Genomic DNA, 23,020 nt, shown 5'->3' on the forward strand with positions numbered 1-23,020 from the left:
TATCCCGACCCCTCAGAACACTTTCTGACCTGGGGTAACTTGACAATGGTCGAACTCATGTTCGACATTGTCGGAGTGGCGAGCGCAAGGGAGGCGAAGTGGCGGACGCGTCGGCGGCCCCCAGTCTCCTGCCGCACGCCGTCCTCCAGGATCGGCTCGTGCGCGCGGGCGGACCGCCGGTGCCGGTACTGCCCGCACTTCGGACGCTCCTTCCCGGCGGGCTGCGGGCGGGCTCGGTCGTCGGGCTGGACGGTTCCGGGTCGGCGTCCCTGGGCGTCGCGCTGGTCGCCGGGGCGTCCACCGGTGTCGACGCGGAACCGGGCGGTGGGACGAACGGCTGGTGCGCGGTCGTCGGCGTCCCCGAGTTCGGGGTGCTCTCCGCGTGCGGGATGGGCGCCGACCCGCGCCGCCTGCTCCTGGTGGACGACCCGGCCGAGCGGTGGCCCGACGTGGTCGCGGCGCTGGTCGAGGCCGTGAGCCTGGTTCTGGTCCGGCCGCCTGAGCGTCCCACGCCCGCTGCCGTCCGCCGCTTGACCGCCCTCGCGCGCAAACACGGAAGCGTGCTCGCCCTCACGGGCCCCGCCACGCAGACGTGGCCGGGGGTGCGGCTGCGGCTCGCCGTGACCGAATCCCGGTGGGAAGGGCTCGGGGACGGTCACGGCGTCCTGGGCGGACGTCGCGCGCAGGTCGTCGCTCATGGACATGACTCCCCGGGGGCCGGACGCCGCGAATGGCTGTGGCTGCCCAATGCCGCCGGACGGATCGAACCGGCCGAGGCCCCGCGCGCCCGCGCGTCCGGACGGCCCGTGCTGGAGGTCGTCCGGCCCCGGAGAGTGTCGTGAGCAGGGTGCTGGTGGTGTGGTGCCCTGACTGGCCCGCGACGGCGGTCGGGATCGAGGCGTCCACGCCTGGAGTGGTCGTGAGCGACAGCCGGGTCGTGGCCTGTACGTCGGCGGCGCGTTCCGAGGGCGTGCGGCGCGGCATGCGAGTTCGGGACGCGCAGAGGCGCTGCCCCGATCTGCTCGTGCGCACGCGCGATCCCGACGCCGAAGGCCGCATGTTCCTGGCGGTCGCGGCGGCCGTGAGTGAGGTCACGCCCAGAGTCGAGGTCGTCCGGCCGGGCCTGTGCGCCGTGCCCGCGCGCGGCCCGGCGACGTTCTACGGCGGTGAGGAGGCTGCCCGGGTTCTGCTCCAGGACGCTGTGGTCGAGGCGGGCTTCGACTGTGGAGTGGGCGTCGCGGACGGCCTGTTCGCGGCGGAACTGGCCGCGCGCGTGGAGGGCGGCCTGGTGGTACCGCCAGGTGGTGCGGCGGCGTTTCTGGCGCCGTATCCGATGTCGGTCCTGGACCGTCCTGAGCTGACCGACCTGCTGGACAGGCTCGGTATCCGGACGCTGGGCGCGTTCGCTGCGCTGCCCGCCGGGCACGTCGCGGGCCGGTTCGGCGCGGACGGAGCGCTCGCGCACCGGCTCGCGCGCGGGGAGCCGCCTCGTCCGGTCGCGCCGTCCGCCGCGTCCGCCGACCTGACCGTCCGGGCCGATTTCGATCCGCCCGCGCAGGCCGAGGAGGTGACGTTCGCCGCGAAACGGCTGGCAGGCGAGTTGCACGAGTCGCTCGCCGAGCACGGCCGTGACTGCGTGCGGCTGTCGGTGGAGATCGGCTTGGCGGACGGTCACGTCCTGCAAAGGCTCTGGCGGCACGACGGCGCGCTGTCCGCGCTCGCCGTGGCCGAACGCGTCCGCTGGCAGCTCTCCGCATGGCGGACCGACGCCCCCGGCCATGACGAGGACGCCGTCTGGGGCGGTGTGGTCTGGCTGGAACTCACCCCTGACCAGCTCGTGCCCGCGGTGGGCAGCCAGGACGCGCTGTGGGGGCACAGCGGCGTGGACGAGCGCGTGTCGCGCGCGACCGACCGCATCCAGGCGCTGCTGGGGCATGGCGGCGTGACGCGTCCCGTGCTCGTGGACGGCCGGGGGCCCGGCGAGCAGGTGATCAAGGTTCCGGTGGGCGACCTGCCGCCCGGGGAGATCCCGGACGGCCCGTGGCCCGGCCGCGTGCCGGCGCCCGCCCCGGCGGTCGTCCCGCCGGCGCCCCTGCCCGCCGCCGTGACAGCCCCGGACGGCGCCGAGGTGCGCGTGTCGGCGCGTTGCGCGGTCTCCGGGCCTCCGGCCCACATCACGATCGGCGAGGCGCCTCCGGACGCCGTGACGGCCTGGACGGGGCCGTGGCCGGTCGCCGAGCGGTGGTGGGAGCCCGAACGCGCCCGCCGCCGGGCGCGCTTCCAGGTCACGACCGCCGGGGGAGCCGCGTACCTGCTGGCCGTCGAGGGCGGCCGATGGCACGTGGAGGCGGCGTATGAGTAACTGGTTCAACCCGCCGATCCCCTGGTCCGAGCTGGAGAAACGCCTGACCTGGAACGGCGGCGGCGCCGTGGCTCCGCCGTCCCCGCAGCAGCACCGACCCGCTCCGTCCGAGCCCGCTCCCCCGCGCTCGCGCGCTGTGCCCGAGGTCCCCTGGGCCGAGCTGCACAGCCACTCGTCGTTCAGTTTCCTGGACGGGGCGAGCGACCCCACGCGGCTCGTGGAGGAGGCCGCGCGGCTGGGCGTGGGCACGATGGCGGTGACCGACCACGACGGCATGTACGGCGTCGTCCGCTTCTCCCAGGCCGCCCGCGAGGCCGGGATCCGCACCGTCTTCGGCGCCGAGCTCAGCCTGGGCATCGAGACCCCGCGCGCGGGCGAGACCGATCCGGCCGGACGGCATCTCCTCGTGCTCGCGCGCGACCCGGCCGGCTACGCGAAGCTGTGCTCGGCCATCACGACCGCGCAGCTCGCAGGCGGGCAGAAGGGGCGGCCCATCTACGACCTGGACGCCCTCGCGCACGCCCACGAGGGGCGCTGGGCCGTGCTGACCGGATGCCGTAAGGGCCCCGTCCCGGCGGCGCTCGCCGAAGGCGGCCCAGAGGCGGCGGAGCGCGAGCTTCGCCGCATGGTCGAGATGTTCGGACGGGACAACGTCTTCGTCGAGCTGATCGACCACGATCAGCCGGGCGACGACCTCCGCAACGACGCGCTCTTCGCGCTCGCGCACCAGGTCGGGGTACAGGTCGTGGCGTCCAACAACGTGCACTTCGCCGCGCCCGGGGCGGAGGCACGGCTGGCCGAGACGATGGCGGCCGTCCGGTCGCGGCGGGCCTTGGACGACATGGTCGGCTGGCTTCCCGCGAGCGGTACGGCGCATCTGCGCAGCGGCAGGGAGATGGCGGCGCGCCTCGCTCGTTTCCCTGGTGTGCTCGAACGGACGGTCGCCCTGGGCGCGGAGTGCGCGTTCGACTTCTCCGTCGTCGTACCGAAGCTGCCCGACTGGCCCCTACCGGAAGGCCAAACCGAGGCCGGCCACCTACGGGAACTCGTCGCGGAGGGCGCTCTCGCGCGCTATGGCACGCCCGACAACGAGAACATGCCCGGCGCCTACGAGCAGATCGCCAAAGAGCTCGACATCATCGAGGGCCTCGGATTCCCCGGATACTTCCTGATCGTCCACGACATCGTGGCGTTCTGTAAGCAGGAGAACATCCTGTGCCAGGGACGAGGGTCGGCGGCGAATTCGGCGGTCTGCTACGCGCTCGGCATCACCGGAGTGGACGCGGTGAGGCACGGCCTCCTGTTCGAGCGTTTCCTTTCCCCCGGACGCGACGGACCGCCCGACATCGACCTCGACATCGAGCACAACCGCCGCGAAGAGGTCATCCAGTACGTCTACGACAAGTACGGGCGCGAGTGCACCGCGCAGGTAGCGAACGTCATCAGCTATCGGCCCCGCATGGCCGTCCGGGACGCGGCGCGGGCGCTCGGCCACTCCCCCGGCCAGCAGGACGCCTGGTCACGCGGCATCGACCCGCGCGACCCGGTCGGGTCGGAGACCGAGGTCCCGGGGCCCGTCCAGGAACTGGCTCACCAGATGCTGGAACTGCCCCGCCACCTCGGCATCCACTCCGGCGGCATGGTCATCGCGGATCGCCCGGTCGGCGAGGTCTGCCCCATCGAATGGGCGTCGAAGGAGAAGCGCAGCGTCCTGCAATGGGACAAGGACGACTGCGCGGCGGCCGGGCTGGTGAAGTTCGACCTGCTCGGCCTCGGCATGCTCGCCGCCCTGCACGACTGCTTCGACCTCGTACGCGCGCACTACGGCGAGAGCTACGACCTCCAGTCCGTTCCGCCGGAGGACTCGGACGTCTACGACATGCTGTGCGACGCCGACACCGTGGGGGTGTTCCAGGTGGAGTCGCGGGCGCAGATGTCCGCGCTCCCGCGCCTGCGTCCGCGCCGCTTCTACGACCTGGTCGTCCAGGTGTCGCTGATCCGGCCGGGGCCGATCCAGGGCGGGTCCGTCCATCCGTATCTGCGGCGGCGTAAGGGACTGGAAGCGCCGGCGTGCCCGCATCCGCTGATGGAGGGCGCGCTCGCGCGCACGCTGGGTGTTCCGCTGTTCCAGGAGCAGATGATGGAACTGGCCATCGCGTGCGCGGGATTCACGCCCGCGGAAGCCGACCAGCTCAGGCAGGCCATGGGGGCCAAACGCGCACCCGAACGCGTTGAACGGCTCAGGGAGCGCCTGATGCATGGGATGGCGGAGCGGGGCATCCCGGAAGACGTAGCCAAGGACGTCTACCAGAAGATTCTGGGCTTCACCGGGTACGGCTTCCCCGAATCGCATGCGCAGAGCTTCGCGCACCTCGTCTACGCGAGCGCCTACCTGAAGCGGCATCATCCGGCCGCGTTCACCGCCGCCATCATCCGTAACCAGCCGATGGGGTTCTACAGCTCCAATTCGCTGCTCGCAGACGCGAAACGGCACGGGATCACCGTGCGAGGCGTGGACGTCAACGCGAGCGACCTGCACACGACGCTTGAAGAGCCGGTCGCACCCACGCGCGCGCACGAGCACGCGCCGAAGGCGCCTCAGCCTGCCATCCGTGTCGGCCTGGCGAGCGTCCGTGACCTGGGGACGGCCACCGCCGAGGCAATCGCGGCCGGACGTCCCTACCGTGACATGGAAGACCTCGCCCGGCGCGTCACCCTCTCAGCGGCGGCCCTTGAGGCCCTGGCCACGGCGGGCGCGTTCGGCTGTTTCGGGCTGTCCCGGCGGCAGGCGCTATGGGCGGCGGGCGCGCTCGCGGGAAACAGCGAGAACGCCCTAGAAGGCGTCACACCGGGAACCGTCGCGCCCCCGCTCCCCGCCATGACGCCCGTAGAGGAGACGCTCGCGGACCTGTGGGCCACGGGAATCGCGCACACCCACCCCATGACGCACGTGCGCGAAGCACTGGACGATCTCGGCGCCCTCTCGTCCGAGAACCTCGGAGAACAGCCGGGCGACACGAACGTGGTCGTCGCCGGGCTGGTCACGCACCGGCAGCGGCCGCCGACGGCGGGCGGCATGGTCTTCATGACCCTCGAGGACGAGACAGGCGTGATCAACGTGGTCTGCCCGCCGCCGGTGTTCGCCCGGTACCGCTCCCTCGCGGTCGACTCCCAGGCCCTCCTGGTCCACGGACGCCTCGAACGCGTCGACGGCGTCACCCACGTCCGCGCGACCCGGCTGAGGAGGCTGCCCGTCCCCGGACGCGTCCGCTCCCGCGACTTCCACTGACCTCGCCGGATCTCACAGGCCGGTGAAGCGGTCCCCTGGGCGGGCGTGCCGGGCCGCGAGCAGGTCGGACACCGTCACCAGCGTGTAGCCCTCACCCTTCAGCCGCGCCACGATCCGCGGGACGGCGTCCACGGACGTCCCGTAGGTGTCGTGCATGAGGATCACCCCGCCCGGGCGCGCGCCGCCCACGGCCCGGTCGGCGACGGCGGCAGGGTCCTGGTCGCGCCAGTCCAGCGTGTCCGCGTTCCACAGCACCTGGACGAGGCCGAGCGAACGCGCGACATCCGTGACCACCCCGTTGGACGCGCCGTACGGTGGCCGCAGCAGCACCGGGGCGCGGCCGGTGATCCGCCGGACGGTGTCCTGTGTCTGCTGCACCTCCGCGTGCACCTGGATCGGCGCGAGACGCGTCAGATCGCGGTGGCAGCGCGTGTGGTCCCCGATCTCATGGCCCTCGGCGGCCATGCGCCGCACCACCTGCGGATGGGCCGCCGCGTTCGCGCCGACCACGAAGAACGTCGCGCGGGCGTCCGCGCGGTCCAGCGCGTCCAGCAACCGGGGCGTGTCGGGCCCGGGGCCGTCGTCGAAGGTCAGGGCCACGCACTTGGCGACGCTGCAGTTCACGCGCGCGGACGGCACCCGCGTCCGGACGTCCCTTGTCGCCGTGGGAACGTCCGCGCCGAGGGTGAGCCGAGGACGCGGTGCCAGGGACGCGGCTCGGGCACGGCGCCCGAGGTCCGACAACAGCGGTTCGAACTCCCGTGCGGACAGCGCGACGGCGACGCGCCCGGGCGCGTCCGGAGCCACCGAATGGTCGCTGAACTCCACGACCAGCTCGCCGTCGTCGTTGAACGCCATCGACGAGAAGGTCTCTGGGAAGGCGGTGACGCGTTTGGGGTCGGCCTTGGCCTCGATCCGCGCGCGCACGAGCTCGGCCAGGCGTTCCAGATCGCGCTCGCCGTTCACCAAGGCGTCCGAGCCGACGGCCTTCCCGGTGGTGCCGTCGTACCAGTACGTGCGGCGGGTCTCGCCCACGTCCGCACCCTGCGATTTCCAGTTCACGAGCCGGACGCCGACGACGTTCCCCGACGCGGCGGTCAGCGACCACTGGACGTTCAGCTCCGGCACCAGCCCACCGAGCTCGGCCCGTCCACTGGTGATGTCGCGCTCGTACGGGTCGGCCAGGTCGTCCACGGCACGGGCGAGCCGTTCGGTCAGCGCCTCCGCGCCGGGGACGACCGGATAGGTGGTGAAGAGGCGGTGCCGCTTGTCGGTCGCACTGCGGGTGACGGTCTCCAGGCCGGTGACGGACGCGGGTTCCACGACGTGCGGGAGGGTCGGGTCCAGGGCGATCTGCCGCGCCGCCCGCGGGCCGCCGTCCGCGGGCGCGCAGCCGGCGACCGTGACGCCGAGCGCCAACCCCGCCGCGAGCAGGGCCGCTGTTCCGCGCCGCCGCACCGGTCGCACGCCACCCCCACCGCACAATCCAGACCAATCAGACAGACCGGCAGACTATGGCCGTCCCGGTGGCGGTGGCCGCAGATCCGGACAGGCATGAACGAGGTTTGCCCCACCTCCGATTCTCCTTTACCTCCATTTGACATTCCCTTGGCACTGGCCCTACTGACCTGGGCTCTGTCATGGTGTGACCGTCGGGGGAATCCGCGCGGGTGGGCGGAGTTCAGGGACGCAGGGTGATGCCCATGGCGGGTCGGCCGCTGGAACCGGACGACCCGGTGCGCGTCGGCGCGTACCGGATCGAGTCCAAGATCGGCGAAGGCGGGATGGGCGCGGTCTACCTCGGCCGCGCCGAGGACGGACGCCGCGTCGCGGTCAAGGTCGTCCGGCCCGAGCTCGCCGGGGACCGGGCCTTCCTCGCGCGCTTCCACGACGAGGCCGTCAACGCCGAACGGGTCGCGTCGTTCTGCACCGCGCAGGTGTACGAGCACGGCCGCGACCTCGGCCTCGCCTACCTGGTCACCGAGTACATCGAGGGCCCGTCGCTCCAGCAGCACATGCTGCAGCGGGGGCCGCTGAGCCCCGGCATGCTGCACGGCGTGGCGGTCGGGGTCGCGGCGGCGCTGGTCGCGATCCACTCGGCCGGACTCGTCCACCGCGACCTCAAGCCCAGCAACGTGCTGCTGTCCCTGACCGGACCGCGCGTCATCGACTTCGGGATCGCCCGCGCGCTGGACGTCGCGGTCTCCCACACCCGCACCGGCCAGGTCGTCGGGACGCCCGGGTACATCGCGCCCGAGCAGGTCGGCGGGCACGAGCTGACCCCGGCGGTGGACGTGTTCGCCTGGGGCTGCCTGGTCGCCTACGCCGCCGGCGGGCAGAACCCGTTCGGCAGCGGCTCGTTCGAAGTCATGATCGCGCGGTCGCTGCACGGCGAGCCCGACCTCGCCGCGGTCACCACCGAGCCGCTGGCCGGCCTCGTCCGGCGGGCGCTCGCCAAGGACCCCAAGAACCGCCCGAGCGCGCAGGACCTCCTGCTCGGCCTGGTCGGCGGCGCGTCCGACGCCGCCGTGTCGACCACGCTGAACGAGGCATGGGACGAGCCCCTCCGACAGGCGTCCCCCCAGCCACAGGCCAGGGACGTCCGCGTCGTCCCCACACCGAACACCGTCCCCACACCGAACGTCGCTCCCACACCGAACGTCGCCCCCGCACCGAACGTGGACGCCGCGACGCACCCCCCGACCGACGTGGCACGGATCGAGCGCACGCACCCGCCCACCGAGGTCGCCAGGGTCAGCCACCAAGAACACGGACCCCCTGCCCCCATCCCAGGAGGCCCAGCAGGCCCAGGAGCACCTTCCGGCCATCGCCCCACGCGCGTCGCGCCGAAACACCGCGCCCGTCCCGTCCTCGTGGCGCTCGCCGTCGTGGTGGTCGCGGCGGCCGGGGGCGGCACCGCCTACCTGCTCTCGAACAAGAAGCACGACTCGCCGGCCAAGGGCGGCAGTTCGGGCGCGTCCGCCGCGGCGTTCCCCAACGAGACGATGCTCGTCCGCCAGGACACCGCTCCCGGCTGGCCACAGACCTGTCACGCCCGTATCTCCCGCTACTCGGCGAACACGGGCGCGGCGCCCTCGGCCGTGACGTCCGGGAGCTGCGACATGCTGCCCGCCTACGCGCCCGGCCTGGGCAAGTTCTCCTTCACCCGGAAGACCGGCGGCGGGAACCAGCTCTGGACGGCCGACCCCGACGGCTCGAACGCGGCCGAGCTCGTCGGCGCGATCGGCGGCGGACGGACCACCTGGTCCCCCGACGGCCGCCGCATCGCCTACTTCACCAAGGACGGCACCGGCGTCAACCAGCTCTACATCGTCACCGTCGCGGACGGGAAGACCACGCGGATCACCACGGACGGCTCGGCCAAGGACGACCCGTCCTGGGGGCCGTCCGGCAAGATCGCGTTCTTCGGCGACACGTCCGGGCAGAACCAGATCTACGTGCTCGACCCCCAGCACCCCGACCTGCCCCGCGTCCGGCTGACCGGCGACAACGTGTTCTCCAAGGACCCGTCGTGGTCCCCGGACGGCACGCGCCTGGCGTTCACCCGCGGCGCGTACCCGCACGGCGAGATCTGGGTCATGCAGGCCGACGGGTCCGGCGCGCACCGCCTGGTGAGCTCGTCCGAGCACGACATGGACCCGGTGTGGTCCCGCGACGGCGCCTGGATCGCCTACACCCGCGGTCCGTACGCCGCGCCCGTGGTCCGCGCGGTGCGCGCGGACGGCACGGGCGACCGGAGGGTCAGTCCCCAGGGCGCGTCCCTCGCTCACCCGGGCTGGTGACGGGGCGCTCCCGCCCGAGGCGGCTCGGCCACCACATGCGCGCGCCCACGTCCAGGTTCAGGGCCGTGACCAGCACCGACCGGACGACGAAGGTGTCCAGCAGCACGCCGAACGCGACGGTGAAGCCGAGCGCGGTCACGAAGACGAGCGGCAGCGAGCCGAGCGCGGCGAACGTCCCGGCGAGGACGGCCCCCGCCGAGGTGATCACACCGCCGGTGGCGGCGAGGCCGATGAGCGCGCCTCGGCGCATGCCGTGCCGCTTGGCCTCCTCGTGCACGCGCGTCATGAGGAAGATGTTGTAGTCCGTGCCGAGCGCGACGAGGAAGACGAACGTCCATAGCGGGAAGGACTGGTCGACCCCCGCGAACCCGAATACGTGCTTGAACATCACCGCGCTCACCCCGAGGGCCGCCGTGTAGGACAGCACCACCGTCAGCACCAGGACCACAGGCGCGACCACCGCCCGCAGCAACAGTCCGAGGATCAGGACCACGACGCCCAGGACGATCGGGATGACGAGCCACTGGTCATGCCGGGACGCCGTGTTGACGTCGAGCGTGAACGCCGACCCGCCCCCGACCTTCGCCGCCGCGTCCGGGACCCGGTGGACGATGCTCCGCGCGTCCCTGACGGTCCGGAACGCGGCGCCGCTGTCGGCCGGGGCCGTCAGCGTGCCCTCCATGTACGCGACACCGCCCCGGGACGGCCCGACCTGGTGGACGCCGACGATGCCCGGCACCCCCGACGCCGCCGCCTGCACCTGCGGCTGCTGCGCCGCGTTCGAGACGATCACGACGGGCGAGCCGGTCCCGGCCGGGAAGTGCCTGGTCAGCACCTCCTCGCCGGTGACCGAGTCGGGCTTGCCGGAGCTGAAGGCGTCCTTGTTGGCGACCGGCCCGGTGTGCAGGCTGAACAGCCCGGCGGACAGCACCCCGAGCACGACGGCGGTCCCGAGCCAGGTGACACGCGGGCGCATCGCGATGCGCGTCCCGGTCCGCGCCCACAGGCCGCTCTCGGTCGGCTCGGTGGTCCCGTACGCGGGACGCCGCGGCCAGAAGACCCAGCGGCCGAGCGCGACGAGGATCGCGGGCAGCAGCGTGACCTCGGCGAGCAGCGCGACGGCCACGCCGACCGCCATGACCGGGCCCATGCTCTTGGTCGAGTTCAGCTCGGCGACCAGCAGCACCAGCATGCTGATCGAGACCGTGGTGCCGCTCGCGATGATCGCGGGTCCGGCGCGGCGCAGGGCGATCGCCATCGCCTCGTGCCGGTCGCGGTGCCGCCGCAGTTCCTCACGGTAGCGGGCGATGAGCAGCAGCGCGTAGTCGGTGCCCGCGCCGAACACCAGCACGGTCAGGATGAACGTCGCCTGCCCGTTCACCGTGAGCCCCGCGTGCCTCGCCAGCAGGTACACGACCCCCTGCCCGGCCTCCAGGGCGAAGAACACGCAGATCAGCGGCATCATCCAGAGCACCGGGCTGCGGTAGGTGAGCAGCAGGATCAGGATCACGATCGCCGCGGTGATCAGCAGCAGCGTCTTGTCGAAGCCGCCGAACACGTTGCCGAAGTCGCCGCCGTACCCGGCCGGGCCGGTGACGTGCGCGGACAGCCCGGCCGGGTTCCCGTTCCGGGTGATCCCGCGGAAGTCCTTCACGCCCGCGCCGAGCAGGTCCCACCCGGACGACCCGACCTTGACGTTGACGATCGTCTGCAGGGCCCGCCCGTCCCGGGAGACGACCGGCCCCTGCACGGACGCGACGATGGGCCGCCGCGGCTGCCCCTTCGACTTGCCGGTGACGGCCTTCAGCGCGGCCGCGTCGGCGGTCGCCTTGGCCCGGTCCGCGGCCGTGACCGCGCCGCCGGCCCGCTCGTAGACGACCACGGCCGGGTACTCGTCGGACGGCACGAACGGCTTGGACAGCTTGAACGCCTCGGTCGACTCGGCGTTCTTCGGCAGCCACGACGAGGCGTCGTTCTTCTGCACGTGGACGAGCCTGCCCGCGAGCGGGGACGCGATCATGACGATCACGACCCAGACGACGATGACCACCCATTTGCTCCACCGTCCGCACGGCAGCGCGGAGATCCTGCCCGTCATCGCACCCTCGCAAGCGTGGTCGCCCGCTCCCAGTGCAACCCCGCCGTCAGGGCAGGTCAAGACATGTCGCGTTGTTACAAGGAACAGTAAAGTTCCCTGGCCATAAGCCCGCAGGTGACCGCGACCTCCCCGTCCGCAAGCGGCCAGCAGAGACCCCGGAACCGCACCGGCCGCTCGTCGGCCTCCGGGCGGGTCAGCCGGTGATCATGTCGAGGCGGCGCAGGATGACGCCCTCGCGCAGCGCCCACGGGCAGACCTCGAGGACGCGCAGCCCGAACAGGTCCATCGCGGCGTCCGCGACGACCGCCCCGGCGGGCAGCAGCGCCGCGCGCCGCTCGGACACGCCGGGCAGCGACGCCCGCTCGGCCGCCGGCATCCGGGCGAGCTCGTCCACCCACTCGGTGAGGCCCGAGTGCTTCAGCTCGCGCCGCGCGAGCGGGCCGTCCGAGGACGGCGGCGCGCCGGTGATCCGGGCGAGCTGGCGGAAGGTCTTGGACGTGGCGACCGCGTGGTCCGGCCTGCCGTAGCGGGAGATCTCCCCCACCCGCCGGGCGATCTCGGCGCGGACGTGCCGGCGCAGCTCCCGCACCCGCTCGGCGGACGGCGGGTCGGACTCGAACCACTCGCGGGTGAGCCGGCCGACGCCGAGCGGCAGCGAGATCGCGACGTCCGGGTCCTCGTCGATGCCGGTCGCGAGCTCCAGCGAGCCGCCGCCGATGTCCATCACCAGCAGCCGCCCGGACGACCAGCCGAACCAGCGGCGCACGGCGAGGAAGGTCAGCCGCGCCTCCTCCGGACCGGGCAGCACCTGGATGTCCACCCCGGTCGAGGCGTGCAGCCGGGCCAGCACCTCGGCGCCGTTGCCCGCCTCGCGGACGGCGGAGGTCGCGAAGGCGACCAGGTCCTCGACGCCCTTGTCCTCGGCGATGCGCAGCGCGTCCCGGACGAACGCGGTCAGCCGCGCCTCGCCCTCCTCGGTCAGCCGGTCGCCCTCGAGGTGGGCGGCCAGGCGCATCTCCTCCTTGTGGGAGAAGGCGGGCAGGGGCCGGGCCCCCCGATGGGCGTCCACCACGAGCAGATGCACCGTGTTGGACCCGACGTCCAGCACACCGAGTCGCATGGGTGGAACGCTATAGGGACAGGCCGCCCGATACCGAATCCGTCCCCGGGCGGTATCGGTCCCGGTCAGCCGGCGGCGCCCGCCCGGGCCGGTTCAGTCGTCGTGCTTGTCCTCGGTGAGGGCGTCCACGCAGACGGCGACGGCGATCGCGAGCGGGACGTCGTATCCGTCCACGATGTCCACGGCGTAGGTGTCGCGGACGCGGAACCAGCGGCGCGAGATGAGCGCGACCGGGCCCTCCTCACCCTCGATCCCGTACTCCTTGTCGAGCAGGTCGCCGCGGACCGTCCACTCGCCGCCGCCCTCGTGGTCGACCTTGAGCTGGTCGCGGAACAGCGTGAAGTGCTTCTTGTGCACGGTCGCGACCTTGTCGCCGCCGCGCTCGATCACCATCACGTCGTGGACGCTCATCAGCTTCTTGCGGATGACGGCCACGACCTCGCCCTCGCGGGTCTTCAGCTCGAACGTCTGGCGGATCCGCAAAGCCTTGCCGTCGACCAGGAAGACCTTCTGGCCGTTCTCGTCCTCGACCCAGAAATCCTCGCCGATCCCGAACACCCGGTCGCGAATGAGGAACTTCATTCCCGCATGCCTCCGTCCCCGCGGCGGAGGGGTTCGCCGCTACGGATACCGTGGCGGACGTGAGTGAGGACACGCAACCCGCGGCCCGCTGGCGGGTGCCGCCCGCCCAGACCGCCGTGAAGATCGCGGCGACCGCCGTGCTCGCCGCGCTGGCGCTGCTCTCGCTGGACGATCCGCAGTTCCTGCTGCTCACCGGGGTGGCGGCCGTCGGCGCGGCCGCGCTCGCCGTCCGCGACGTGCTCGCCCCGGTCCGCCTGGAGGCCGACGCGGACGGGCTGACCGCCGTGCGCGGCTACGCGACGCGGACACGGCTGGAGTGGCCGCGGGTCACCGCCGTCCGGGTGGACGAGCGCAAGCGGCTGTTCAGCAAGACGCTGCTGCTCGAGATCGAGACCGAGGACGACCTGATCATGCTCAGCCGGTTCGACCTGGGCGCGGACGTCCGCGACGTCGCCGAGACCCTGACCGGCCTGCGCGACCAGGCCACGGCCTGAGAACGACGACGGCCCGGGCCTGAGGCCCGGGCCGTCGTCGAGGAACCGCTGGTCAGACGGGCAGCGGTTCGCCCTCGGCCGGATAGGACGACTGGGCGCCCTCGCCCCGCACCGCCGCCGCGCCCACCCGGACCGCGAACCGCGCCGCGGCCTCCAGGTCGTCGCCGCGCGCGAGCCGCAGGCAGAGGGCCGCGGTGAACGCGTCCCCGGCGCCGGTCGTGTCGACCGGGTCGACCTTCGGCGACTCGACGGTCCGGACGCCGTCGCGGGTGGCGACGAGCGCCCCGTCCGCGCCGAGGGTGATCACGACCGACCTCGGGCCCAGTTCCAGCAGGCAGGTCGCCAGCGTGGCCGGGGCGTCGGACGGGTCGCCGCCGGGCAGCAGGAACGCCGCCTCGTGCTCGTTGACCACGAGTGGGTCGCAGAGTTCGAGCAGGTCGGACGGCACGGACGCCGCGGGCGACAGGTTCAGCACCACGCGCGCCCCGGCGTCCACCGCCGTGCGGGCGGCCGCCGCGACGGTCGGCTGCGGGATCTCCAGTTGCAGCGACACCACGGCCGCGCCCTCGATCAGCTCGCGGGCGGACAGGACGTCGTGCTTGGTGAGCCGGCCGTTCGCGCCCGGCGACACGATGATGCTGTTGTCGCCGTCCGGGCCGACCGTGATCAGCGCGACCCCGGACGGCCCCTCGGAGGTCAGCAGGTGCGACACGTCCACCCCGGCGGCGCCGAGCGCGGCGCGCAGCAGGGCGCCGTTCCCGTCGTCGCCGGTGCGGGCCAGGATGGCGACCCGGCCGCCGAGCCGTCCGGCGGCGACGGCCTGGTTGGCGCCCTTGCCGCCGGGCAGCGTGGTGAGGTCGGAGCCGAGCACCGTCTCTCCCGGTCCGGGCCGCCGGTCGACCCTGACGACCAGGTCGGCGTTCACCGACCCCACCACGACCACCTCGTGCGCCATCCGCTTCTCCCCTGTGTCCGGCCTGCGTCTACCGTGCGTCAGCCCGCGAACTGGTCGGCGTTCTCGCGGGTCGCGACCTTCACCGGCACCGCGTTCGTCGGGTCGATCTTCTCACCCTGGGCCGCCTTGACCGCGCTCTGCACCGCCATCCGGCCGAGCAGCCGCGGCTGCTGCGCGACGGTCGCGAACAGCGTGCCCGCCTTGACCGCCTTGACGCCGTCGGGGGTGCCGTCGAAGCCGACGACCTTGACCTGCGATCCGGCCTTGTTCCCGAGCGCCTTGATCGCGCCGAGCGCCATCTCGTCGTTCTCGGCGAACACGCCGTTCACGTCGGGGTGCGACTGGAGCAGGTTGGTCATGACGTCCAGGCCCTTGGTCCGGTCGAAGTCCGCGGGCTGCTTGGCGACGACCTGGATGCCGGGGTACTGCTTGATGCCCTCCTCGAAGCCCTGGCCGCGTTCGCGGGAGGCCGAGGTGCCCGGCTGGCCCTGGATGATCACGATCTTGCCGTGCCCGCCGAGCGCGTCCGCGAGCGTCTTGGCCGCGTCCCGGCCGCCCGCGACGTTGTCGGAGGCCACGAACTGGGCCACCTGCGCGCCGTTCACGGTGCGGTCGGCGGCGACCACCGGGATGCCCGCGCGGTTGGCGGCCTGGACCGCGGGCGCGGCGGCGTCGGAGTCGACCGGGTTGACCACGATGGCCTTCATGCCCTGGCTGCTGTAGTTCTGCACCTGGTTGACCTGCTGGGACGCGTCGTTCTGCGCGTCCTGGACGCTCAGGGTGACGCCCTCCTTCTTCGCCTCCTCCTGCGCTCCGTCGCGGAACTGGACGAAGAACGGGTTGTTCAGCGTGGAGACCGACAGGCCGATCTTGATGTTCGCGTGGCCACCGCCCGCGACGCCCGATCCGCCGGACTTGTTCCCGGTGGACGCGACGCCGACCGCGATCGCCACGACCGCCGCGAGGGCGACGGCCGCGCCGGCCCACGCCTTCCGGGACGACAGCCGCAGCCCCTTGCGCCGGACGGTGTCCAGCAGGACGGCGAGGGCGATCACGACGCCGATCACGACCTGCTGCCAGAAGGCCGACACCTCGAGCAGGTTCAGCCCGTTGCGCAGGACGGCGAGGATCAGCGCGCCGACCAGGGTGCCGAACGCGCGGCCCTTGCCGCCCGCGAGGCTCGCGCCGCCGATGACGACGGCGGCGATGGCGTCCAGCTCGTAGCCGTTGGCGGCCTGCGGCTGCGCCGAGGCGAGCCGGGAGGCAAGGACGACGCCCGCGACCGCCGCGAACGCGCCGGACAGGGCGTAGGTGACGAGCTTCTGCCGGTCCACCCGGATGCCGGACAGCCGGGCGGCCTCCTCGTTGCCGCCGATGGCGTACATCGCACGGCCCGAGTAGGTGCGGGCCAGGACGACGGCGGTGATCCCGCCCATCGCCAGCATCACCAGGACGGGCACCGGCAGGTACTTGCCGATGGTGTCGCCGAGGTGGGTGACCGCGGACGGCAGCGGGATCGGGCTGCCGTCGGAGATCACCAGCGCCAGGCCGCGCGCCACGCCGAGCATCGCGAGGGTCGCGATGAACGGCGGCAGCTGCCCGTAGGTGATCAGCAGGCCGTTGACCAGCCCGGCGGCGATGCCGACGAGCACGGCCAGGACCAGCGCGACGGGCCACGGCACGCCGTGGTTCGTGGCCGTCCAGGCCAGCACGACCGCCGACAGGGCGGCGACCGCGCCGACCGACAGGTCGATGCCGCCGGTGACGATGACGAAGGTGACGCCGAAGGCGAGGATGGCGGTCACAGCCGCCTGGACGCCGACGTTCAGCAGGTTCGTGACGGTGAGGAAGTCGCTGGACATCAGCGCCAGGACGACCACCAGGACGACCAGCCCGGCCAGCGCCCCGTTCTCCCCGAGGAACCGCCGGGCCAGGCTCGCTGCGTTGCTCTGCCCCGTCTCGCGGGGTGTGGTGGTGCTCATGATTCGGGGTCCTTCTGGGAGTTCTCAGGGGTGCTCGCCACCGCGAGCTCCATGACCGCGTCCTGGGTGGCCTCGGCGGACGCCAGCTCGCCGGCGATCCGGCCGCGTGACATGACCAGGACCCGGTCGCTCATCCCCAGCACCTCGGGCAGGTCGCTGGAGATCATCAGCACGGCCCGTCCGGCCGCGGTGAGCCGGTTGACCAGCTGGTAGATCTCGACCTTCGCGCCGACGTCGACGCCGCGGGTCGGCTCGTCCAGGACGAGCACCCGGGCGTCGGCGAGCAGCCACTTGCCGATCACGACCTTCTGCTGGTTGCCGCCCGACAGCGTGCGGACCTCCTGGCCGAGGCCGTGCATCCGCACGCCGAGCCGGTCCGCCATGCCAGCGGCCTCGGCGCGGTGCTTGGAACGGTCCACCAGGCCGCCGCGGCTGGCCTCGCCGAGCGTGACCAGGCCGAGGTTCTCACCGACGTCCGCGCCGAGCACCAGGCCCTGGCCCTTGCGGTCCTCGGGGACCAGGCCGAGGCCCGCCTCCCGCGCCGCGTGGACCGAGCCCGGCGGCAGCCGCCTGCCGTCCACGACCACCTCGCCGGCGTCGTAGCGATCGGCGCCGAACAGCGCGCGGGCGACCTCGGTGCGGCCCGCGCCGACCAGGCCCGCGAGGCCGACGACCTCGCCCGCCCGGACCTCGAACGACACGTCCTGGAAGGCGCCCTCGCGGCCGAGGCCGCGCACCTCCAGCAGGACCGGGCCGGGCTCGGTCCGCTCACGCGGGTACTGCTGCTCGATCGACCGGCCGACCATCAGCCGGACCAGCTCGCGCTCGGGCGTGTCCGCCGGGACCCGCCCGACCGAGCGGCCGTCGCGCAGCACCGTCACCCGGTCCCCGATGCGGGGGATCTCCTCCAGGTGGTGGGTGATGAACACGACCGCGACGCCCTGGTCGCGCAGCCCGGACACGATCTCGAACAGCCGGTCCACCTCGCCGGTGGTCAGCACGGCGGTCGGCTCGTCCATGATCAGGATCCGCGCGTCCAGGCCGAGCGCCTTGGCGATCTCGACCATCTGCGCGCGGGCGATGCCGAGGTCGCCCATCCGGGTGCCCGGGTCGACGTCCACCCCGACGCGGGCCAGCAGCTCGCGCGCCCGCGCGTTCATCGCCCGCTTGTCGACCAGCCCGAACCGGCGCGGCTGGCGGCCGAGGAACAGGTTCTCGGCGACGGTCAGCTCGGGGACGAGGTTGAACTCCTGGTAGATGGTCGCGATGCCGAGCGCCGCGGCGTCCTGCGCCGAGCGGATCACGGCGGGCTTCCCGTCCACCTCGATCGTGCCCTCGTCCGGACGGTGCGCCCCGGACAGCGTCTTGATCAGCGTGCTCTTCCCGGCGCCGTTCTCGCCGAGCAGCACATGCACCTCGCCAGGACCGAGGTCGAAGTCGACCCCGTCCAGCGCCTGCACGCCCGGGAAGCCCTTACGCAGGCCCCGCACGCGCAGGATCTCCCCGGATCTCCCGGTGCTCATGCCGGAACGCTCCCTTCGTCATGCCTTCCGCTCCGCGGACCTGCGGGCTTTCCGCTCCGCGGGGCTTCCCGCGGCTCGCCGCAGGACCCGCGGACGACCAGTCGCGCCCGCAGCGTGACCGTCTCGACCTCCCGCCCGGCCACACGCTCGGCGAGCGCGCGCACGGCGCGGCGGCCGAGCTCCTGGACGGGCTGGGCGATCGCGGTCAGCGGCGGGTCGAGATGGAGGAACCAGGGCACGTCGTCGTACGAGGCGAGCGCGACGTCCCCCGGGATGGACAGCCCGCGCGCGTGGATCTCGTCCAGCGCGCCGAGGGCCATCAGGTTGTCCCCGGCGACCACGGCGTCGGGGGGTTCGGGAAGGTCGAGCAGCCGGGCGAGGGCGGCGCGGCCGCTGGCCGCCTGGAAGTCGCCCTCCTCCAGGTACTCGGGCCGCACCGGCAGGCCGCGCCGGGCGAGGGCGCACGCGAACGCGTCGGTGCGCTCGCGCCCCGTCGACAGGATGGCCGGGCCGGACACGAACGCCAGGCGTTCGCGGCCGAGGCCGAGCAGGTGCCCGACGAGCTCGTCGATCGCGTCCGCGCCGTCCGCGCGGACGGTCGGGACGTCGAGGCCGTGCAGCGTGCGGTCCAGGAACACGACCGGGGTGCCGGACTCGACGGTGTCGCGGACCAGCGGCGTCAGCTCGGCGGTCGGGCACAGCAGCAGGCCGTCGACGCGGCGTTCCAGCAGGGTCCGGACGTAGTCGTCCTGGCGGTCGGGGCGCTCGTCGGCGTTGCCGATCACCACCGCGTAGCCGGCGATGCGCGCCTCGTCCTCGACGGCGCGCGCCAGCTCGGTGAAGAACGGGTTGAGGATGTCGCCGATGACCAGCCCGATCGTGCCGGTCGCGTCGGTGCGCAGCGAGCGCGCGACCGCGTTGCGCCGGTAGCCGAGCCGCTCGACGGCCGCCAGCACGCGGGCGCGGTTGCTCTCCGACACGGTCGCGTTGTCGTTCAGCACGCGCGAGACCGTGGCGACCGAGACGCCCGCCAGCCGCGCCACGTCCTTGACACTGGCCTGGGCCATGCGCCCCACCCCCTCTCGGAAGCCGGTGATGTAATCGTTTACATCGCTCGTGTAAACGATTACACCATCACCCTCATTCCCGCAAAACCCACGGAGATCAGGAGGCGCTCAGGTCACCGTCCGGCAAGGGCCCGGGTGCGGCGGACGGCTACCGTCCGGCGAACAGGCGGGCGACCAGTTCGCCCCGGCTGGACACGCCGAGCTTGCCGAACACCGCCTTGAGATGGCCGCGCACGGTGTGCGGCGAGATCACCAGCGTCTCCGCGATCGGCCCGGTGCCGAGGCCCCGCGCGACCAGCCGAGCGATCTCCAGCTCGCGCGGGGTCAGCCCGTACGCCTCGGCGACCAGGACGCCCAGGTCGGCGGCCGACGCCGGTTCGATCACCAGCGCGACCGGACCGGGCGCACCGTCCGGGCCGTCCAGGCAGGACGCGTGGCACACCAGCCAGCGGCCGTCCCCGGCGCGGACCCGCGTCCGCGCGCCACCGCGTTCACGTCCCCGGGCGACCGCCCTGGCCTGGAGCGCCGCGCCCGCCGCCCAGATCGGCAGGCGCAGGCCCAGGCGGGACGGCACGAGCGGGCCGTCCGGCAGCGCGGCCAGGTAGGCGCGGGCCTCGGCGTTGGCCGAGGTCGCCTCGCCGCGCTCGTCGAACAGCACCAGGCCCGGCACGGAGGCCCCGGCGGCCCCCACGGGTCCGGCGGGACGCGCGAACCGCCGCAGCAGCCCCGCCAGCGGCCCCGACAGGGCGGCCAGCAGCGCGACGTCCTCCGGCCCGAACTCCCTGGCCCGGCGGCCGGTCCGGAACAGGCTGACCAGGCCCCACGGGCGGTCCCCGATCCGCAGCACGGCCCGCAGCTCGTCGTGGACGCCCTGGTCGCCGAGGACCCGCCGGAACCGGGAGCTGCGCGCGGGCAGCCCGCCGGTCGCGGCCCGCAGCCCGGCCGCCGGGACGGCCGACCGGGCGAGATCACGGAACGGCAGGACGTTCTCCTCCAGCAGCTCGCTCTCCCAGTACGCGGCGCAGCGGTCGCCGCCGAGCCCCTCCACCAGCATCGGCGCGGTGACGAGGCCCGTCTCGGGGTCGCTGGCCGTCCAGACGGCCGCGTCGAAGCGCAGCAGCGGCCGCAGCCGGGACGACACGCGGGCGAACAGGTCGAGCGGGCCCGCGGCGCGTTCGGCCACGTGGAGGACGGCGGCGTTCCGTTCGGACGGCATGATGATCACTCTGTCCGGTGCGGACCCCGGTCACCACCCCCCACCTGAGGGGGTGCCGTCCGGGCGAGCGCCGCGGACGGGGCATGGCGCCCCGGCCGCGCCGGTCGCGAGACTCGGGGCCCACCGAACGACCCCCGAGAGGAACGACCCATGCGAATCGCGATCATCGGAGCGGGCCCCGCCGCCGTCGGCCTGATCGACACCCTCACGCACCCGGGCGCGGACGGCACCGTGCCCGACGTCGCCGTGCCCGATGTCGTGGTGTTCGACCCGTCCCCCCACCCCTGGCGGGGACGGCCCTACGCACCCGACCTGGACAGCGTGCTCGTGAACGTCCCGCCCGCGATCATGTCGGTGCGGCACGGCGACCGGGAGCACTACGCCTCCTGGCTCGGCGAGCGCGGCGCGGCCTACTTCGACCCCCTGCTGGGCGCGCCGCTCGCCCCGCGCGCCCTGTACGGCGAGTACCTGGAGGAGACGGCCGGGAAGGCGATGGCCGCCGGGAACGTCCGGCTGGTCCCGTCGCGGGTCGTCGCCGTGACCCGCGACCTGCGGATCCGCACCGAGGACGGCCACGAGCACGAGGCCGACCGGCTCGTGCTCTGCGTCGGCTCCGGCACCCCGTCCGACCTCTACGGCCTGGACGGCGCCCCCGGGTACGTCACCGACCCCTACCCGCTGGCCCGCACGCTGGCGGACGTGCGCCCGGAGGCGTCCGTCGCGATCATCGGCAGCAGGCTCACCGCCGTGGACGTGGCCGTGTCCCTCGCCGCGCGCGGCCACCAGGGCCCGATCTCGCTGGTGTCGCGCGGCGGGATGCTCCCGCACGTCTGGCAGCGCCCGGACGACTACCGGCCCGAGCACCTCACCGTCGAGGCGGTCGAGGCGCTCGGCGCGGACGTGACCCTGGCGCGCCTCCACGACCTGCTGCGCGCCGAGCTGGACGGCCTCGGCGAGGACATCGCCGACCTGGAGGCCGACCTGCGCGCCGCCGCCACCGAGGCCCCGGCCGTCCGGCTGCGCCGCCAGATCGAGATGGTGGACACCCGCTCGCAGGCGCGGCGGCTGGTCCAGGACGCCTGCCACGGCGTCATGGCGACCGCCTGGCCGCTGCTGCCCGAGGCGGACCGGGCGACGCTGCGGCGGCACGCGCGGCTGGCGGTGTCGCTGGCGTCCCCGATGGTCCCGGTGAACGCCGTGCGCATGCTGGCGCTCTATGACTCCGGGCAGCTGGACTCGGTCGCGGACGTCCGGGCCGTCCGGGCCGCGGGCGGGGGCTTCGTGATCGAGACCGGCGGCGGGTCGCGCCACGCGGACGTGGTCGTGAACGCGGTGAACCCGCCGCCCGGGTCCGTCCCGCGAGCCGCCGCCGAGCTGGTCGGCACGCTGCTGGACGAGGGGCTCGCGGCGCGGCATCCGGACGGCGGGTTCCTGCCGTCCGACCCGCGCGTCCACGTCGTCGGCGACCTGCGCGGCGGCCGTCCGTTCCTGACGGGCGGCATCCCGGACGTCGCCCGCGGGGCGGCGCGGGCCGCCCGGGCGCTCACCGGAGGGTGATCAGGGCCCGGCGGGCGTGAGGGAGGCCAGGTCGACGAGGCCCGCGAGATCCTCGATGGAGGCGTACCAGCCTCGGCCGACCGGCCGCCCCTCGCGGGTGACCAGGAAGGCCGAGGTGGCGTCGGCGGGGACGCCCGCGAAGTCGGCCCAGGCTCGGTGGGCGCCGTCCAGCGGGACGGCGGTGACGCGCAGGCCGTCCGGGCCCGTCCAGACTTCCATGCACTCCACGCTACCGATCCACTACACAGTGGCATCGAACCGGGGGTTGACCCCGGGCGAGGAGCGATCGATGATCGGCGGATCCCCTCGGGAGGTCCTCCATGGCGGATTCCGAATCACCGGCGGCTCCGGACACGGCGCCCTCGGCGCGGGTGGCGGTGGCCGCCGACGTCGATCGGATCGCGGCCGTCCTCGCGCGCGCGTTCGAGGACGACCCGGTGTGGAGCTGGATTCTTCCGGACGAGGCGTCCCGGCTGCGTCGGCTACGGGCGGCGTTCGGGATCCTGCTCCGGGAGGTCCATCTCGGGCACCGCGCGAGCGAGCACACCGGGCGTCACGGCGACATCGAGGCGGCCGCGTTGTGGGATCCGCCCGGCGCGTGGCGGACACCGCTCTCGGCGCAGGCGCGTCAGGCCGTTCCGCTCGTGCGCGCGTTCGGGACGCGCCTTCCGGTCGCCCTGCGCGCCCTGGGACGCGTCGAGGGCCACCATCCGAAGGAACCGCACTGGTACCTGTCGATGATCGGCACTGATCCCCAGGCGCAGGGCAGCGGCCTCGGGACGGTCCTGCTCCGCTCGCGGCTCGACCGGTGCGACGCGTCCGGGGAGGCCGCCTACCTGGAGTCGTCCAAGGAGAGCAACGTCCCGTACTACGAGAAGTTCGGGTTCACGGTGACGCGGGAGCTGCGGCTGCCGGGGAACGGGGCCCCGCCGGTGTGGCTGATGTGGCGGGACCCCGGGGCCGGCTGAGGCG

17 protein-coding genes are annotated in these 23,020 nt (G+C 73.5%); 7 read left to right on the top strand and 10 right to left on the bottom strand.

Annotated elements, in window-relative coordinates; genetic code table 11:
- The first annotated feature begins 98 nt into the window (after positions 1 to 98).
- The 3 genes from EBO15_RS17685 to EBO15_RS17695 are packed head-to-tail and all read left to right on the top strand — an operon-like array spanning position 99 to position 5,651.
- A complete protein-coding gene (locus EBO15_RS17685) occupies positions 99 to 842 on the top strand; it encodes a hypothetical protein (RefSeq protein WP_199744614.1) in 744 nt (247 codons plus the stop codon).
- Positions 839 to 2,362, top strand: coding sequence for a DNA polymerase Y family protein (locus EBO15_RS17690; protein WP_233616269.1), 1,524 nt, complete (start codon positions 839 to 841; stop codon positions 2,360 to 2,362). The genes EBO15_RS17685 and EBO15_RS17690 overlap by 4 nt, the downstream gene beginning before the upstream one ends.
- A complete protein-coding gene (locus EBO15_RS17695) occupies positions 2,355 to 5,651 on the top strand; it encodes an error-prone DNA polymerase (RefSeq protein ID WP_122195499.1) in 3,297 nt (1,098 codons plus the stop codon). The genes EBO15_RS17690 and EBO15_RS17695 overlap by 8 nt, the downstream gene beginning before the upstream one ends.
- 12 nt (positions 5,652 to 5,663) lie before the next feature.
- Here the strand turns inward: EBO15_RS17695 and EBO15_RS17700 are convergent, their stop codons facing one another.
- The gene (locus EBO15_RS17700; protein WP_147481536.1) at positions 5,664 to 7,118 is read right to left on the bottom strand and encodes a polysaccharide deacetylase family protein; all 1,455 of its coding nucleotides are present in this window, start codon (positions 7,116 to 7,118) and stop codon (positions 5,664 to 5,666) included.
- A gap of 236 nt (positions 7,119 to 7,354) precedes the next feature.
- On the opposite strand from EBO15_RS17700, the gene EBO15_RS17705 reads away from it, so the two are divergent.
- Positions 7,355 to 9,454 (top strand): protein kinase domain-containing protein, encoded by a 2,100-nt coding sequence (locus tag EBO15_RS17705; RefSeq protein WP_233616270.1) that lies wholly within the window; start codon positions 7,355 to 7,357, stop codon positions 9,452 to 9,454.
- Here the strand turns inward: EBO15_RS17705 and EBO15_RS17710 are convergent.
- The 3 genes from EBO15_RS17710 to EBO15_RS17720 form a co-directional block, all read right to left on the bottom strand.
- Complete coding sequence (locus EBO15_RS17710; RefSeq protein WP_122195502.1) at positions 9,414 to 11,552, bottom strand: MMPL family transporter; 2,139 nt, start codon at positions 11,550 to 11,552, stop codon at positions 9,414 to 9,416. The two genes, EBO15_RS17705 and EBO15_RS17710, sit on opposite strands and share 41 nt — an antisense overlap.
- A 193-nt stretch (positions 11,553 to 11,745) precedes the next feature.
- Complete coding sequence (locus tag EBO15_RS17715) at positions 11,746 to 12,672, bottom strand: Ppx/GppA phosphatase family protein (RefSeq protein WP_122195503.1); 927 nt, start codon at positions 12,670 to 12,672, stop codon at positions 11,746 to 11,748.
- A gap of 93 nt (positions 12,673 to 12,765) precedes the next feature.
- Positions 12,766 to 13,254 carry an LURP-one-related/scramblase family protein gene (locus EBO15_RS17720; RefSeq protein ID WP_122195504.1) on the bottom strand — a complete coding sequence of 163 codons (489 nt, stop codon included), beginning with the start codon at positions 13,252 to 13,254 and terminating at the stop codon, positions 12,766 to 12,768.
- Between the two features lie 59 nt (positions 13,255 to 13,313).
- Here EBO15_RS17720 and EBO15_RS17725 point away from each other — a divergent pair, with 59 nt between their 5' ends.
- On the top strand, positions 13,314 to 13,748 hold the full coding sequence (locus EBO15_RS17725; protein WP_122195521.1) for a PH domain-containing protein: 435 nt from the start codon (positions 13,314 to 13,316) through the stop codon (positions 13,746 to 13,748).
- Positions 13,749 to 13,800: 52 nt separating this feature from the next.
- On the opposite strand, the gene EBO15_RS17730 is transcribed toward EBO15_RS17725, so the two are convergent.
- The 5 genes from EBO15_RS17730 to EBO15_RS17750 form a co-directional block, all read right to left on the bottom strand.
- Entirely contained in the window at positions 13,801 to 14,703 is a 903-nt protein-coding gene (locus EBO15_RS17730) for a ribokinase (protein ID WP_122195505.1), read from the bottom strand.
- Between the two features lie 38 nt (positions 14,704 to 14,741).
- Positions 14,742 to 16,685 carry an ABC transporter permease/substrate-binding protein gene (locus EBO15_RS17735; protein ID WP_122195506.1) on the bottom strand — a complete coding sequence of 648 codons (1,944 nt, stop codon included), beginning with the start codon at positions 16,683 to 16,685 and terminating at the stop codon, positions 14,742 to 14,744.
- Positions 16,682 to 18,208, bottom strand: coding sequence for a sugar ABC transporter ATP-binding protein (locus EBO15_RS17740; RefSeq protein WP_122195507.1), 1,527 nt, complete (start codon positions 18,206 to 18,208; stop codon positions 16,682 to 16,684). Before EBO15_RS17740 ends, EBO15_RS17735 begins: the two co-directional genes overlap by 4 nt.
- On the bottom strand, positions 18,205 to 19,275 hold the full coding sequence (locus EBO15_RS17745) for a LacI family DNA-binding transcriptional regulator (RefSeq protein ID WP_122195508.1): 1,071 nt from the start codon (positions 19,273 to 19,275) through the stop codon (positions 18,205 to 18,207). Before EBO15_RS17745 ends, EBO15_RS17740 begins: the two co-directional genes overlap by 4 nt.
- Before the next feature lie 148 nt (positions 19,276 to 19,423).
- Entirely contained in the window at positions 19,424 to 20,491 is a 1,068-nt protein-coding gene (locus EBO15_RS17750; RefSeq protein ID WP_122195522.1) for a helix-turn-helix domain-containing protein, read from the bottom strand.
- Positions 20,492 to 20,641: 150 nt separating this feature from the next.
- Here EBO15_RS17750 and EBO15_RS17755 point away from each other — a divergent pair, with 150 nt between their 5' ends.
- Entirely contained in the window at positions 20,642 to 22,048 is a 1,407-nt protein-coding gene (locus tag EBO15_RS17755; protein WP_122195509.1) for an FAD/NAD(P)-binding protein, read from the top strand.
- Here the strand turns inward: EBO15_RS17755 and EBO15_RS17760 are convergent, their stop codons facing one another.
- Positions 22,049 to 22,267 carry a hypothetical protein gene (locus tag EBO15_RS17760; protein ID WP_122195510.1) on the bottom strand — a complete coding sequence of 73 codons (219 nt, stop codon included), beginning with the start codon at positions 22,265 to 22,267 and terminating at the stop codon, positions 22,049 to 22,051.
- 101 nt (positions 22,268 to 22,368) lie between these two features.
- Between EBO15_RS17760 and EBO15_RS17765 the strand changes: the two genes are divergently transcribed.
- Positions 22,369 to 23,016 (top strand): GNAT family N-acetyltransferase, encoded by a 648-nt coding sequence (locus tag EBO15_RS17765; protein ID WP_122195511.1) that lies wholly within the window; start codon positions 22,369 to 22,371, stop codon positions 23,014 to 23,016.
- Positions 23,017 to 23,020 lie beyond the last annotated feature (4 nt).

This window comes from Actinomadura harenae, from assembly GCF_003696215.1.
GTDB classification, from domain to species: Bacteria; Actinomycetota; Actinomycetes; order Streptosporangiales; family Streptosporangiaceae; genus Spirillospora; species Spirillospora harenae.

What these genes read in the sequence shown, in the direction of transcription:
- EBO15_RS17695 (WP_122195499.1), top strand. Translation starts at nt 2,355, where the DNA reads ATGAGTAACTGGTTCAACCCGCCGATCCCCTGGTCCGAGCTGGAGAAA.
- EBO15_RS17705 (WP_233616270.1), top strand. Translation starts at nt 7,355, where the DNA reads ATGGCGGGTCGGCCGCTGGAACCGGACGACCCGGTGCGCGTCGGCGCG.
- EBO15_RS17710 (WP_122195502.1), bottom strand. Translation starts at nt 11,552, where the DNA reads ATGACGGGCAGGATCTCCGCGCTGCCGTGCGGACGGTGGAGCAAATGG.
- EBO15_RS17715 (WP_122195503.1), bottom strand. Translation starts at nt 12,672, where the DNA reads ATGCGACTCGGTGTGCTGGACGTCGGGTCCAACACGGTGCATCTGCTC.
- EBO15_RS17720 (WP_122195504.1), bottom strand. Translation starts at nt 13,254, where the DNA reads ATGAAGTTCCTCATTCGCGACCGGGTGTTCGGGATCGGCGAGGATTTC.
- EBO15_RS17730 (WP_122195505.1), bottom strand. Translation starts at nt 14,703, where the DNA reads ATGGCGCACGAGGTGGTCGTGGTGGGGTCGGTGAACGCCGACCTGGTC.
- EBO15_RS17735 (WP_122195506.1), bottom strand. Translation starts at nt 16,685, where the DNA reads ATGAGCACCACCACACCCCGCGAGACGGGGCAGAGCAACGCAGCGAGC.
- EBO15_RS17740 (WP_122195507.1), bottom strand. Translation starts at nt 18,208, where the DNA reads ATGAGCACCGGGAGATCCGGGGAGATCCTGCGCGTGCGGGGCCTGCGT.
- EBO15_RS17745 (WP_122195508.1), bottom strand. Translation starts at nt 19,275, where the DNA reads ATGGCCCAGGCCAGTGTCAAGGACGTGGCGCGGCTGGCGGGCGTCTCG.
- EBO15_RS17750 (WP_122195522.1), bottom strand. Translation starts at nt 20,491, where the DNA reads ATGCCGTCCGAACGGAACGCCGCCGTCCTCCACGTGGCCGAACGCGCC.
- EBO15_RS17755 (WP_122195509.1), top strand. Translation starts at nt 20,642, where the DNA reads ATGCGAATCGCGATCATCGGAGCGGGCCCCGCCGCCGTCGGCCTGATC.
- EBO15_RS17760 (WP_122195510.1), bottom strand. Translation starts at nt 22,267, where the DNA reads ATGGAAGTCTGGACGGGCCCGGACGGCCTGCGCGTCACCGCCGTCCCG.
- EBO15_RS17765 (WP_122195511.1), top strand. Translation starts at nt 22,369, where the DNA reads ATGGCGGATTCCGAATCACCGGCGGCTCCGGACACGGCGCCCTCGGCG.